Here is a 13830-nt window from a genome sequence, read left to right on the forward strand (position 1 = left end):
ACCGCAGGGTCGGTCAGTCCGCGATTCCGGCGATGGCGATCACCTTGTCGATCGGTACCCGGACGAGGAGTTCGCTCGGGACGGCGTTGCGACGGCCGAAGGCCTCCGCCTGCTCCTCGCCCATGTAGCGGGCACCGATCCTGGTCGCCCAGTGAAGGATCTCGTCCGGGTCGTCGGCGTGCTCGCTGATCTCTGCGCGGCCCTGGAGCACGACGTAGGAGAACGGCGGCCGGTCGTCGTCCACGCACAGCGCGACCCGGCCGTCACGCGCCAGGTTCCGTGCCTTCACCGTGTCCTTGCCGGTGTTGAACACGAAGGAGTCGCCGTCGAGTACGAACCAGATGGGAGCGATGTGGGGGCTGCCGTCCTCGCGGACGGTGGAGAGCTTTCCGGTGCGGGTGGAGTGCGAGACGAACGCCCGCCATTCCTGTTGCGTCATCTTCTTCGCCATGGGGACATCCTCCTTGCCGGAAAGGCACTGGTGGGGAAGGCTTGCGGGACGACTACGCGGGGGTGCGGCGCGGCCATGTGGGCGGCGTCGACGGGGAGGGGTTCGGAATGGCACTGGACAAGCAGCTCGACTGGCTGCTGGACGACCTGACGCGCAGGGTCCAACAGGTGCGGCATGCGGTGGTGCTGTCCAACGACGGCCTGGTGACGGGCGCGAGCGCCGGGCTGGCGCGGGAGGACGCGGAGCACCTGGCGGCGGTCGCGGCCGGGCTGCAGAGTCTGGCGAAGGGGTCGGGGCGGCACTTCAGGGCCGGGGAGGTCCGGCAGACGATGGTCGAGTACGACGAGGGGGTCCTCTTCGTCATGGCCGCGGGCGCGGGCAGCTGCCTGTGCGTGCTGAGCGCCTCCGAGGCGGACATCGGGCAGGTCGCGTACGAGATGACGCTGCTGGTCAACCGGGTGGGTGAGCACTTGGGCGTCGCGGAGCGGCGCGTCACCGGCGGCTGAGTTATCCACAGGCCTCGCGGGGTATCGTTGCGTTGAGTTACGTTCTTCACACAGAGTAATCGTCGCTCGTGGGGGAGACCGTGATGATGATGACGCAGATGGGGACCGCGCTGCGCGAGGCCGTGCCCGCCGATGTCGAGGTGCGTGCGGATACCGAGGTGCGTGCGGATGTCGAGGTGCGTGCGGATGTCGAGGTATGTGGGGATGTGCGGGCCGAGGCGCTGGTGGGCAGTGTGCAGGCCGCCGGGGAACTGGGGCTGACCCGGGGGGAGTTCGCCCGGGCCGTCCAGCTGGGGATCGTGCGCGCCGGGCCGTCGGCATCCGGCGGGGCCGCCCGCTACACGCGGGCCGAGCTGGACCGGGTCAGGTCCGCCGAGGGCCGCCCGGGCGAGGACGGGCCGGACGCGCTGCGCGAACGGGTGGTGACCGTGGCCGGAGCGGAGGCGGCGGCCGCGGTGCTGGGGGTCGGACCGAGCCGGTTCACCCGGCTCGCTCGTTGCGGGCACCTCACCCCGGTCGGCTACCGGATCAACCGGTACCGCGCGGTGGTGTGGCTCTACCTGGCCGCGGAGCTACGGGAGTTCGCGGCGCGGGAGCCGGTGCGGCTGCGCGGAGTCGCACCCCCGGCGGACCGGGAGCTGTTGGCGGCCAAGGAGGACCTGCGCCCGCGGAAGTGGCGCGGACGGCACGTCGGGCTGCTGCTGAGACGGACCGCCGATCCCTGGGAGCGTGCCGCGGTACTGGCGTCCGTACTCCCGGAGGCAGAACTGCGGCAGGCCGTGCCCGACCAGGCGGAGCGGATCGTGCTGGCCGCCCTCGCTCCGCCCCCGCCGTACGGGCATCCGCAGGTGCCGGCGGCCGCGGCCGTGGCGCTGAGGCTGCTGAAGGCCGAGCCGCCGGAGGAGATCCACTGGTACCGCACCAGCCTGGACTTCGCCCTGACCGGGGCGCGCGGTCAGTCGAAGTCGACGGGGGAGAGGGGGCCGACGTAGACCCAGGCCCCGCCCTCGCGGGAGAAGGCGCTGTGCTCGTGCAGCGAGCCCGTGTGCCCTCCCTCGCGGTAGTGCGCCCGGAACTCCACCGAACCCTCCGTCTCGAACATCCCGCCGCGCTCGGTGGCGAGGATCTCCAGCCGCTCCCAGCGCTGCCCTGGGTCCAGGTCGAGCCGGGCCGGACGGGTCGAGGGATGCCAGGAGCGCAGCAGGTAGGCCGTGTCGCCGACGGCGAAGGCGCTGAACCGGGAGCGCATCAGGCGTTCGGCGGTGGGTGCCTGCTGGGCACCGGAGTGGAAGCGGCCGCAGCACTCCGGGTAGGCGGCGGGCAGCCCGCAGGGACAGGGGAGGGCCGGGGTGGGCATGGGTGTGCTCGGTTCCTCGTGGTGGGCGGGGACGACGGGAGTCGCCCGGACTACTGGGCCGGCTTGGTCGGTTCGGCAGGCCGGGGAGGCTTGGCGGGATACGGGCGGAAGAGGCCTTCCTGGACCACGGAGACCAGCATCCTGCCCTCCAGGTCGTAGATGCGGCCCCGGGCCAGGCCCCGGCCGCCGTGCGCGATGGGGGACTCCTGGTCGTACAGGAACCACTCGTCCGCCCGGAACGGCCGGTGGAACCACATGGCGTGATCCAGGCTCGCCATGTCGAACCCGCGCATCCCCCACAGGGGTTCCACCGGGATGCGCACGGCATCGAGGAGGGTCATGTCACTGGCGTAGGTGAGGGCGCAGGTGTGCACGAGCGGGTCGTCGCCCAGCGGGCCGACCGCCCGCATCCACACCGCGCTGCGGGGATCGGCGTCCTTGAGCTCCTCGGGAGTCCAGCGGAGCCGGTTCACGTACCGGATGTCGAAGGGCTGGCGGCGGGCCATCCGCTCCAGCGCCTCCGGCAGCGCCCCGAGGTGCTCGCGGATCTCGTCCGCGACCTTGGGGAGCGTGTCGGGATGAGGGACGTGGTGAGGAGGCAGCTGGTGCTCGATGCTGCCCTCCTCCGGATGGTGGAAGGAGGCGGTGAGATTGAAGATCGTCTTGCCCTGCTGGACCGCGGTGACCCGGCGCGTGGTGAAGGACCGCCCGTCGCGCACCCGCTCCACCTGGTACACGATCGGCACCCCGGGGATGCCGGGGCGCAGGAAGTACGAGTGCAGAGAGTGGACCGGGCGGTCGCTGTCCACGGTACGGCCGGCGGCCACCAGCGCCTGGCCGGCGACCTGGCCGCCGAAGACGCGCTGGAGGGACTCCTGGGGGCTGGCGCCGCGGAAGATGTTGACCTCGATCTGCTCCAGATCGAGCAGGTCGACGAGTCTCTCGGCGGGGTTCGTCATCAGAGGTTCTCCACTGTCAGGTCCGGGCGGAGCGGGCGGGAAGCGGGAGCCGGCGGGGCCGGTGGATTGCCGGGGGCGGGCGGCGTGCTCAGAGCGCCCCGAGCTCGCCGACCGAGGTGACCCGGAGGACGGCCCGGCCCTCCTCGTCGGAGGCCGCGAGGTCGACCTCGGCGCTGATGCCCCAGCCATGGTCGCCGTTCGGGTCGGCGAAGGTCTGGCGGACGCGCCACAAGCCGTGCGCCGCGTCCTCCTCGATCTGGAGCAGCTTCGGGCCGCGTGCGTCGGGGCCGGTGCCCAGGTCGTCGTACTCGTCCCAGTAACCGTCCATGGCCTCGCCCCAGGCGTCCGCGTCCCAGCCCGATTCGGCGTCCAGTTCGCCCAGTACGTTGACGTGGTCGAGGGCGGCCAGCTCCACCCGGCGGAACATCGCGTTGCGGACCAGGACGCGGAAGGCGCGCGCGTTCGCGGTGACCGGCTTGACCTGGTCGGCCTTCTCCTGGGCCTGCTCCGCCGTCTCCACCTCGGGGTTCGCCAGCTGCTCCCATTCGTCCAGGAGGCTGGAGTCCACCTGGCGGACGAGTTCGCCCAGCCAGGCGATCAGGTCCTCGAGATCCTCGGACTTGAGGTCGTCGGGGATGGTGTGGTCCAGCGCCTTGAACGCGCCGGCCAGGTAGCGCAGCACGATGCCCTCGGTACGGGCCAGCTCGTAGTAGGAGGTGAACTCGGTGAAGGTCATCGCGCGTTCGTACATGTCGCGGATGATCGACTTGGGGGAGACCGGGTGGTCGCGCACCCACGGGTGGCTCTTGGCGTACACGTCATAGGCGTGGAAGAGCAGTTCTTCGAGCGGCTTGGGATAGGTGACGTCCTGGAGACGCTCCATCCGCTCCTCGTACTCGACCCCGTCGGCCTTCATCTGGCCGACCGCGATGCCGCGCTCCTTGTTCTGCTGCGCGGCCAGGATCTGGCGCGGGTCGTCCAGCGTGGACTCCACGACGGACACCATGTCCAGCGCGTAGGACGGGGACTCCGGGTCCAGCAGGTCGAAGGACGCGAGCGCGAAGGTGGACAGCGGCTGGTTGAGCGCGAAGTCCTGCTGCAGGTCGACGGTGAGCCGGATGGTGCGGCCCTCCGCGTCCGGGGTGTCGAGTTTCTCGACGACACCGCCGTCGAGCAGCGAGCGGTAGATCGCGATGGCCCGGCGGATGTGCCGCAGCTGGGCCTTGCGCGGTTCGTGGTTGTCCTCGAGGAGGTGGCGCATCGCCTTGAAGGCATCGCCCGGACGGGCGATGACCGACAGCAGCATGATGTTGGTGACCTTGAAGCGCGAGGTCAGCGCCTCCGGGTCGGCGGCGATGAGCTTCTCGAAGGTGGTGTCCGACCAGGCGACGAAGCCCTCGGGAGCCTTCTTGCGCACCACCTTGCGGCGCTTCTTCGGGTCGTCGCCCGCCTTGGCGAGGGCCTTCTCGTTCTCGATCACGTGCTCGGGAGCCTGGGCGACCACATACCCCGCCGTGTCGAAGCCGGCCCGGCCGGCGCGGCCGGCGATCTGGTGGAACTCGCGGGCGCGCAGCGTGCGGACCCGGTTGCCGTCGTACTTGGTGAGCGCGGTGAACAGCACCGTGCGGATCGGGACGTTGACACCGACGCCGAGGGTGTCGGTTCCGCAGATCACCTTCAGCAGACCGGCCTGCGCGAGCTTCTCGACCAGGCGACGGTACTTGGGCAGCATGCCCGCGTGGTGCACGCCGATGCCGTGCCGGACGTAGCGGGAGAGGTTCTGTCCGAACTTGGTGGTGAAGCGGAAGTTGCCGATGAGGTCGGCGATCTTGTCCTTCTCCTCGCGGGTGCACATGTTGATGCTCATGAGCGACTGCGCCCGCTCGACCGCCTGGGCCTGGGTGAAGTGCACGATGTAGACGGGCGCCTGCCGGGTCTCCAGCAGCTCCGTGATCGTGTCGGTGATCGGCGTGGTCACGTACTCGTACGACAGCGGGACGGGCCGCGTCGCGGAGCGGACCACCGAGGTGGGCCGGCCGGTGCGCCGGGTCAGGTCCTCCTCGAACCGCTTCATGTCGCCGAGGGTCGCCGACATCAGGATGAACTGGGCCTGCGGCAGCTCCAGCAGCGGGATCTGCCAGGCCCAGCCGCGGTCCGGCTCGGCATAGAAGTGGAACTCGTCCATGACGACCTGGCCGATGTCGGCGTGCTTGCCGTCGCGCAGGGCGATCGAGGCCAGCACCTCGGCGGTGCAGCAGATCACCGGCGCGTCCGCGTTCACCGAGGCGTCGCCGGTCAGCATGCCGACGTTCTCGGTGCCGAAGAGCTTGCACAGGTCGAAGAACTTCTCCGACACCAGGGCCTTGATCGGGGCGGTGTAGAAGGTGACCTTGTCCTGGGCCAGCGCGGTGAAGTGCGCGCCCGCCGCGACCAGGCTCTTGCCCGAGCCGGTCGGGGTGGAAAGGATCACGTTCGCCCCGGAGACGACCTCGATCAGCGCCTCCTCCTGAGCCGGGTACAGGGTGATGCCCTGGTCCTCCGCCCACGAGGAGAAAGCCTCGAAGAGGGCATCGGGGTCGGCGTTCGGCGGGAGCTGATCAATGAGGGTCACACCCCCCATCTTGCCTGGCTTCCTCCCGGATGAGGGAACCGGCGGACGGGACGAAGATCACCGACGGTACGCTGTGCCGTCGAAACGGCCCGAACGAAACAGTCGGCAGGGCCCGAGCACGACACCACACACCACACCACCGGGGCGGGGAACGACCATGATGGGTCCGGCGCATTCACTCTCGGGGGCAGCGGCCTGGCTGGGGGTGGGCGCGGCGACCGCGGCGGCCGGGCACCCCATGCCGTGGCCGGTGCTCGTCGTCGGCGCGCTGATCTGCGCCGGGGCGGCCCTCGCCCCCGACCTCGACCACAAGTCGGCGACGATCTCGCGCGCCTTCGGGCCCCTCTCCCGGGGTCTGTGCGAGGTGGTCGACAAGATCTCCTACGCCGTCTACAAGGGGACCCGCTCGTCGAAGGACGCCCGCCGCACCGGGGGCCACCGCACCCTCACCCACACCTGGCTCTGGGCCGTCCTGATCGGCGGCGGTGCCTCCGCACTCGCCGTGACCGCCGACCGCTGGGGCGTACTCGCGCTGCTCTTCGTCCATCTGGTGCTGGCGGTGGAAGGCCTGCTGTGGCGGGCCGCCCGGATGTCCAGCGACGTCCTGGTCTGGTTGCTCGGCGCCACCAGCGCGTGGATCCTTGCCGGAGTGCTCGACCAGCCCGGCAACGGCGCGGGCTGGCTGTTCACCGGACCGGGCCAGGAGTACCTCTGGCTCGGCCTGCCGATCGTGCTCGGGGCCCTCGTCCACGACATCGGCGACGCCCTGACGGTCTCCGGCTGCCCGGTCCTGTGGCCCCTCCCGATCGCCGGCAAGCGCTGGTACCCGATCGGCCCGCCGAAGATGATGCGCTTCCGGGCCGGCAGCTGGGTGGAGCTCAAGGTCCTCATGCCGGTGTTCGTCCTGCTGGGCGGCTTTGGCGGTGCCTCGGCCCTCGGTTTCATCTAGGCCCTGTCCGGGCGATCTTCGCGGGCCCGCGCGGCCTGGCACGGCACCTCGCCGCGTTGTCGCATCGCGCAAGTACGGCCAAGTACGAGCTGCGATGTCCCCCCAGCTACCGCTGGGAGGTGCCCCCACCGCCTTGCGATGCACCGCACCAGACCACGCGGGCTGACCCACGAAGATCGCCCGGACAGGACCTAGGCCCGCGAGGAGCGGGCCGGACCACCGGGTCCGGCCCGCCCCCTCCCTCTCCCTTAGCCCCCCGCAGGCCCGGGTCACCCGTGCCAGGAGCGCCACAGCGCCGCGTACGCGCCTTCGGCCGCGACCAGTTCGTCGTGCGAGCCGAGTTCGCTGATCCGGCCGCCCTCGACCACCGCGATCACGTCCGCGTCGTGCGCGGTGTGCAGCCGGTGGGCGATCGCGATGACCGTACGCCCGTCCAGTACCCGGGCCAGTGAACGTTCCAGGTGCCGTGCGGCCCGCGGGTCCAGCAGCGAGGTCGCCTCGTCCAGCACCAGCGTGTGCGGGTCCGCCAGCACCAGCCGGGCCAGCGCGATCTGCTGCGCCTGGGCCGGGGTCAGCGCCGTCCCGCCGGAACCGACCTCCGTGTCCAGACCGGACTCCAGGGCACGCGCCCAGCCGTCCGCGTCCACCGCGCCCAGCGCCGCCCACAACTCTGCGTCCCCGGCACCCGTCCTGGCCAGCCGCAGGTTGTCCCGCAGGGAGCCCACGAACACGTGGTGCTCCTGGTTGACCAGCGCCACGTGCTCGCGCACCCGCTCCGCCGGCATCTGCGACAGCCGCGCCCCGCCGAGGGTGATCTCTCCCGTCCGCGGTGCGTAAATGCCCGCGAGCAGCCGGCCCAGCGTGGACTTGCCCGCGCCCGAGGGGCCGACGAGCGCCATCCGCGTGCCCGGCGGTACGGACATCGACACCCGGTGTAGTACGTCCACGCCCTCCCGGTAGCCGAAGTGCACCTCGTCCGCCCGGACGTCCCGGCCCTCGGGCCCCACCTTCGGGTCCCCGGCGTCCGGCTCGATCTCCCGCACGCCGACCAGCCGGGCCAACGACACCTGGGCGATCTGCAGTTCGTCGTACCAGCGCAGGATCAGGCCGATCGGGTCGACCATCATCTGGGCCAGCAGCGCACCCGTGATCAGCTGCCCCACCGACATCCAGCCCCGCAGCACGCAGTACCCGCCGATCATCAGCACGGAGCCGAGGATCGTCACGTACGTGACGTTGACGACCGGGAACAGGACCGTCCGCAGGAACAGCGTGTACCGCTCCCACGCCGTCCACGCCTTGATCCGGCGCTCCGACAGCGCGATCCGGTCCGGCCCGAGGCGGTGCGCCTCGACCGTGCGGCCCGCGTCCACCGTCTCGGTGAGCGCGGCCGCGACCGCCGCGTACCCGGCCGCCTCCGAGCGGTACGCCGACGGCGCCCGCCGGAAGTACCAGCGGCAGCCGATCACCAGCACCGGCAGCGCCACCAGCGCGGCCAGCGCCAGCGGCGGCGCCGTCACGGCGAGCGCCCCGAAGAGCAGCCCCGCCCACACCACGCCGATGGCCAGCTGCGGCACGGCCTCGCGCATCGCGTTGGCCAGCCGGTCGATGTCGGTGGTGATCCGCGACAGCAGATCGCCCGTACCGGCCCGCTCCAGCACGCCCGGAGGCAGCCCCACCGACCGGACCAGGAAGTCCTCGCGCAGATCGGCGAGCATCTCCTCGCCGAGCATCGCCCCGCGCAGCCGGACCAGCCGGACGAAGAAGGTCTGCACGGCGAGCGCCAGCGCGAACAACAGCGCCACGCGCTCCAGATGGAGCTCGCGCGCCCCCGCCGCGAGATCGTCCACGACCCGGCCCAGCAGGTACGGGCCGACCATGGAGGCGATCACCGCGATCGCATTGACCGTCACGAGCACCACGAAGGCCCGCCGGTGGCGCCGGAACAGGCCGCGCACATAGCCCCGTACGGTCACCGACGTGCCCACGGGCAGGGTCGCGGCCGACTCGGGGGCCGCCGGATCGTAATCCGGCGGTGCCACGCCGATCATGCGGATTCCTCGATTTCTGTGAGTGCTTCTTCCAGCTGTGCCAGTTCCACGCGGGCGATCCGCTGCTCGTCCTCGGTCTCGCGGGTGACGACCGCCCGGTAGAGCGGTTCGCCGTGCAGCAGCTCGCTGTGTGTTCCCACCGCCGCCACCGTGCCCTCGTGGACGAGGACGACCCGGTCGGCGCGGTCCAGCAGCAGCGGCGAGGACGCCAGCACCACCGTGGTGCGCCCGGCCCGCAGCGCCGCGATCCCGTCCGCGATCCGCGCCTCGGTGTGCGAGTCGACCGCCGAGGTCGGCTCGTCCAGCACCAGCACCTCCGGGTCCGTGACCAGGGACCGCGCCAGCGCGAGCCGCTGGCGCTGCCCGCCGGACAGCGACCGTCCGCGCTCGGTGATCCGCGCGTCCATCGGATCGTCCACCCCGTCCGGCGCCGACTGGAGCAGCGCTTCCAGCACGTCCGCGCACTGGGCCGCCGCCAGGGCGGCGCCGGACTCGACCGCTCCGGAGGACGGTACGGCGAACAGGTCGCGCAGGGTTCCGGACAGCAGCACCGGATCCTTGTCCTGTACGAGGACCAGCGTGCGCGCGGTGTCCAGTTCGAGCTCGTCCAGCGCGACTCCGCCGAGGAGCACCGAGGGCCCGTCGGCGGCCGCGTCCGTGGGATGGCCGCCGAGGCGCTCCGCGAGCCGTCCCGCCAGGTCCGGGTCCCCGCACACGACGGCCGTGAACCGGCCGGCCAGGGCCAGCAGTCCGGTCTCCGGGTCGTACAGGTCCCCGCCCGGGGCCGGAACCTTCGCGGTCACGGCCGCTGCCGGCCGCTCGGCGGCGTCTTCCGTACGGGTCAGCGACAGCACCCGGGCGGCCCGCTTGGCTGAGGGCCGTGAGAAGGAGTACGCCATGGCGATCTCCTCGAAGTGCCGCAGCGGGTAGAGCATCGTCGCCACCGCGCTGAACGCCGCGACGAGTTCACCCACCGCGATGCGCCCGTCCCCGACGAGGGTGGCGCCGTACCAGACCACCGTGATCAGCAGCACGCCCGGCAGGAGCACCTGGATCGCGGAGATCAGCGCCCACATCCGGGCGCTGCGCACGGCCGCCTCGCGGACCTCCTGCGAGGCCTCGCGGTAGCGGCCGAGGAACAGCTCCTCGCCGCCGATGCCGCGCAGCACCCGCAGGCCCGCGACGGTGTCGGAGGCCAGCTCGGTCGCCTTGCCCGCCTTCTCCCGCTGGACGTCGGCGCGTTGGGTGGCGCGGGGCAGCAGCGGCAGGGCCGCCAGGGCGACCAGCGGCACGCCGATCGCGACGACCACGCCCAGCTCGGGTGCGTAGAACAGCAGGCCGACACAGACGAGGACGATGGCGAAGACGGCGGCCAGGAAGCGCGAGACGGCCTCGACGAACCAGCCGATCTTCTCCACGTCCCCGGTGGAGACCGCGACCACTTCGCCCGCGGCGACCCGGCGGGTCAGCGCGGAGCCCAGTTCGGCGGTCTTGCGCGCCAGCAGCTGCTGCACGCGTGCCGCGGCGGTGATCCAGTTGGTGACGGCGGTGCGGTGCAGCATGGCGTCGCCGAGCGAGATGGCGACGCCGAGCAGCGCGAGCAGTCCGCCGACGAGCAGCAGCCGGGTGGGGTCGCGGTTGACGACCGCGTCGACGCCCAGGCCCACCGCGTACGGGAGTCCGGCGACTCCGCCGAAGTGCACCATTCCCCAGCACAGGCTCTTGAACTGTCCGCCGAGCTGACCCCGGCCCAGCCACACCAGGAACCGAGGACCGGAACGAGCGTCAGGTACCCCGGGATCCGGATACGGAAGATCGCTGATCTGCATGACGCCCCATGACTGGTCGAGTGGTTCAAACCGTGCAAGGTTCGCCTTCCGGACTGGAGCCGGGCAATCGATTTTCCGTCGGCGGAGGCCTTCCGCAACGAGGTTTGCGGACGTGGCGGACGGCGTAGGACCTGGTCAGATGGGTCGCGCACACCGGCGCTCAGGGGCGGGTGGCGTGCTCCAGTTCGAGCAGAACCGAATGGTAGGACCGCCCGGTCGCCCGGTCCATGGCCACCTCGCACATCCGGTTCGCCGACAGGTGCGCGTCAAAGGGCCGGGCCGTCACCTCGGCGGCCTCGCGCGCCGTCGCCGAGGCCGTCAGCTCGGGGTGCAGCATGCCCCGGTCGCCCGCGAAGGCGCAGCACCCCGCGTCGTCCGGGACCACCACCTCGTCGGCGCACGCCTCGGCGACGGCCCGCAGCTGCGCCTCGTCGCCCAAGTGCCGCATCGAGCAGGTCGGGTGGAGGACGGCGGAGCCCACCGTGCGGCGGATCTCCAGGTGCGGCAGCAGTTCCTCGGCCGCCCAGACGACCGAGTCGACGATCCGCAGCTCCGCGTGCAGGGCCCGGTTGTCCTCCGTCAGGTAGGGGACCACCTCGTGCGCGATGCCCAGCGTGCAGGAGGAGGCGTCGACGACCAGCGGCAGCCGCCCGCCTCCGGTCCAGCCCCAGGCCGATTCGACGATGCGGTTGGCCATCACCCGGGTCCCCGCCTCGTAGCCCTTGGAGTGCCAGATCGTCGCGCAGCAGGTGCCGGTCACGTCCCGGGGGATCCACACGGGCTTGCCGGCCCGCTCCGACACGGCGACCACGGCCTCCGGCAGGGAGGGGCCGGGCCGGGCGCCGGGTCCGCCGAAGATCCGGTTGACGCAGGACGGGTAGTACACGGCCGAGGCGCCGGCCCGCCGGGTGGCGGGCGGTCTGCGGGCGGCGGCGCCGGGGAGCTGCGGCAGCCACCGTGGGACCAGGTCCGGTCGTACGGCCTTGCGCGCGGCCCCCGTGACCGCCGCGAGGAGCCCGTCCCCGACCCGGTCCGGCAGGTGGTGGGCGGCGGCCACGGCCAGCCGGGCGGCGGCCTCCACCGTCCCGAACCGCCGCGCGGCCAGTGCGGCGGCCCGCTCCTCGCGGGCGCTGTGCCGGCGGTGGCGGAAGTCCTTCATCAGCGCGCCGGTGTCGATGCCGACCGGGCAGGCGAGCTTGCAGGTGGAATCGCCCGCGCAGGTGTCGACAGCGTCGTAGCCGTAGGCGTCGAGCAGCCCGTCCAGCACCCTGGAGCCGGGCTGCTGGCGCATCATCTCGCGGCGCAGCACGATCCGCTGGCGCGGAGTGGTCGTCAGGTCCTCGCTGGGGCAGGTCGGTTCGCAGAACCCGCACTCGATGCACGGGTCGGCCACCGCCTCCACCCGCGGAATCGTCTTCAGGCCGCGCAGGTGGGCCTTCGGGTCGCGGTCGAGGAGGATGCGCGGGGCAAGCACCCCGTCCGGGTCGACGACGTGCTTCGTGCGCCACATCAGCTCGGTGGCCTTGGGACCCCACTCCAGTTCCAGGAACGGCGCCATGTTGCGTCCGGTGGAGTGCTCGGCCTTCAGGGAGCCGTCGAACCGCTCGACGGTGAGCCGGCAGAAGGCGTCCATGAAGGCCGCGTACCGCTCGACGTCGGCCGGGTTCGCGGCGTCGAAGGCGAGCAGGAAGTGCAGGTTGCCGTGGGCCGCGTGCCCGGCCACGGCCGCGTCGAAGCCGTGCTGCGCCTGGAGTTCGAGGAGTGCCTCACAGGCCTCGGCGAGGCGGGACGGCGGCACCGCGAAGTCCTCGGTGATCAGGGTGGTGCCGGAGGCGCGGGCGCCGCCCACGGCAGTGACGAAGGCCTTGCGGGCCGTCCAGTAGCCGTTGATGGTGTGCGCGTCCCGGGTGAAGGCATTGGTGACCGAGGCCACCGGCGCCACCAGGTCGAGCCCGGGGAGCAGCTGCGCCGCCCGGCGTTCGTACGCGTCCCGGCCGGCCTCGTCCGGAGCGCGGAACTCCACCAGCAGGGCGGTGGTGTCCTTGGGCAGCTCGGCCCAGTCGGCGGGGACGCCCGCGACGCTGACCGAGGCGCGCAGGGTGTTGCCGTCCATCAGCTCCACGGCGAGGGCCCCGGCCTCGTTGAATAGGGGCACGGCCGCGGCCGCGGCGGGCAGCGAGGGGAAGAACAGCAGGGCGGAGCAGAGTTCGCGGTCCAGCGGGAGGGTGTCGAAGACGACCTCGGAGATGAAGCCGAGGGTGCCCTCCGAGCCGACCATCAGCCCGCGCAGGATCTCCACGGGGGTGGTGCCGTCCAGGTAGGCGTCGAGGCGGTAGCCGGTGGTGTTCTTGATCTCGTACTTGGCCCGGATCCGGGCCACCAGTTCCGGGTCGGCCTCGATCTCGTTCTTGATCTCCATCAGCCCGTGGCAGATGGCGGGCTCGGCGCGCGCCAGCTCCTCGTCGGCCAGCGGGTCCGCCGTGTCGACGACGGTGCCGCCCGGGAGTACGAGGGTGAGCGAGGAGAGCGTGCGGTACGAGTTCCTCGTGGTGCCCGCCGTCATGCCGGAGGCGTTGTTGGCGACGACGCCGCCGAGGGTGCAGGCGAGGGCGCTGGCCGGATCGGGGCCGAGGACGCGGCCGTGCCGGGCGAGGGCGGCATTGGCCCGCAGGACGGTGGTTCCCGGCCGGATCCGGGCGCGCCGGCCCCCTTCCAGCACCTCGACGCCGGCCCAGTGGCGGCGTACGTCGACCAGGATGTCCTCGCCCTGGGCCTGACCGTTGAGCGAGGTGCCGGCGGCGCGGAAGACGACCTCGCGCTGCCGGCCGTGGGCGTAGGAGAGGACGGCGGAGACGTCGTCGATGTCCTCGGCGATCACCACGACCTGGGGGACGAAGCGGTACGGGGAGGCGTCGGAGGCGTAGCGGACCAGGTCGGAGACCTTCCAGAGCACCTTCTCGGCGCCCAGCAGCCCGGTCAGTTCGGTGCGCAGCGGCTCCGGGGTGCCGGCGGCCCGGTGGTCCGGTACCCGGTCGTGGGCGGGGCCGCTGACGCTGCGCGGGCGCAGGGCCCCCGGCTTCGGTTCCAGCAGCGGCATGTGCGACCCCTCGCCTCATC

The 13830-nt window shown here is 72.0% G+C and carries 10 protein-coding genes; 3 read left to right on the top strand and 7 right to left on the bottom strand.

The annotated features are described in order from the left end of the window. Nucleotides 1-13 precede the first annotated feature (13 nt). On the bottom strand, nucleotides 14-451 hold the full coding sequence (locus JIW86_RS33970) for a PPOX class F420-dependent oxidoreductase (RefSeq protein WP_215146898.1): 438 nt from the start codon (nucleotides 449-451) through the stop codon (nucleotides 14-16). 107 nt (nucleotides 452-558) lie between these two features. On the opposite strand from JIW86_RS33970, the gene JIW86_RS33975 reads away from it, so the two are divergent. Then, entirely contained in the window at nucleotides 559-957 is a 399-nt protein-coding gene (locus tag JIW86_RS33975; RefSeq protein WP_215146928.1) for a roadblock/LC7 domain-containing protein, read from the top strand. A gap of 83 nt (nucleotides 958-1040) precedes the next feature. Then, complete coding sequence (locus JIW86_RS33980; protein ID WP_257557770.1) at nucleotides 1041-1949, top strand: DUF6397 family protein; 909 nt, start codon at nucleotides 1041-1043, stop codon at nucleotides 1947-1949. Here the strand turns inward: JIW86_RS33980 and JIW86_RS33985 are convergent. The 3 genes from JIW86_RS33985 to JIW86_RS33995 form a co-directional block, all read right to left on the bottom strand. Then, a complete protein-coding gene (locus JIW86_RS33985) occupies nucleotides 1913-2314 on the bottom strand; it encodes a YchJ family protein (RefSeq protein ID WP_215146900.1) in 402 nt (133 codons plus the stop codon). The two genes, JIW86_RS33980 and JIW86_RS33985, sit on opposite strands and share 37 nt — an antisense overlap. A 50-nt stretch (nucleotides 2315-2364) precedes the next feature. Then, nucleotides 2365-3273, bottom strand: coding sequence for an acyl-CoA thioesterase (locus JIW86_RS33990; protein WP_257557772.1), 909 nt, complete (start codon nucleotides 3271-3273; stop codon nucleotides 2365-2367). Nucleotides 3274-3361: 88 nt separating this feature from the next. Beyond that, nucleotides 3362-5884 carry a DEAD/DEAH box helicase gene (locus JIW86_RS33995; protein WP_257557774.1) on the bottom strand — a complete coding sequence of 841 codons (2523 nt, stop codon included), beginning with the start codon at nucleotides 5882-5884 and terminating at the stop codon, nucleotides 3362-3364. A 157-nt stretch (nucleotides 5885-6041) separates the two neighbouring features. Between JIW86_RS33995 and JIW86_RS34000 the strand changes: the two genes are divergently transcribed. Further along, nucleotides 6042-6833, top strand: a complete 792-nt coding sequence (locus JIW86_RS34000; protein ID WP_215146903.1) for a metal-dependent hydrolase — start codon at nucleotides 6042-6044, stop codon at nucleotides 6831-6833. Between the two features lie 269 nt (nucleotides 6834-7102). Here JIW86_RS34000 and JIW86_RS34005 read toward each other — a convergent pair whose 3' ends face one another. The 3 genes from JIW86_RS34005 to JIW86_RS34015 form a co-directional block, all read right to left on the bottom strand. Next, nucleotides 7103-8884, bottom strand: a complete 1782-nt coding sequence (locus tag JIW86_RS34005; protein ID WP_257557777.1) for an ABC transporter ATP-binding protein — start codon at nucleotides 8882-8884, stop codon at nucleotides 7103-7105. After that, complete coding sequence (locus JIW86_RS34010; protein WP_257557779.1) at nucleotides 8881-10713, bottom strand: ABC transporter transmembrane domain-containing protein; 1833 nt, start codon at nucleotides 10711-10713, stop codon at nucleotides 8881-8883. Before JIW86_RS34010 ends, JIW86_RS34005 begins: the two co-directional genes overlap by 4 nt. 160 nt (nucleotides 10714-10873) lie before the next feature. Continuing rightward, nucleotides 10874-13810, bottom strand: a complete 2937-nt coding sequence (locus JIW86_RS34015; RefSeq protein WP_257557781.1) for an FAD-binding and (Fe-S)-binding domain-containing protein — start codon at nucleotides 13808-13810, stop codon at nucleotides 10874-10876. Between the last annotated feature and the right edge of the window lie 20 nt (nucleotides 13811-13830).

The organism is Streptomyces sp. NBC_00162, from assembly GCF_024611995.1.
Lineage (GTDB): Bacteria > Actinomycetota > Actinomycetes > Streptomycetales > Streptomycetaceae > Streptomyces.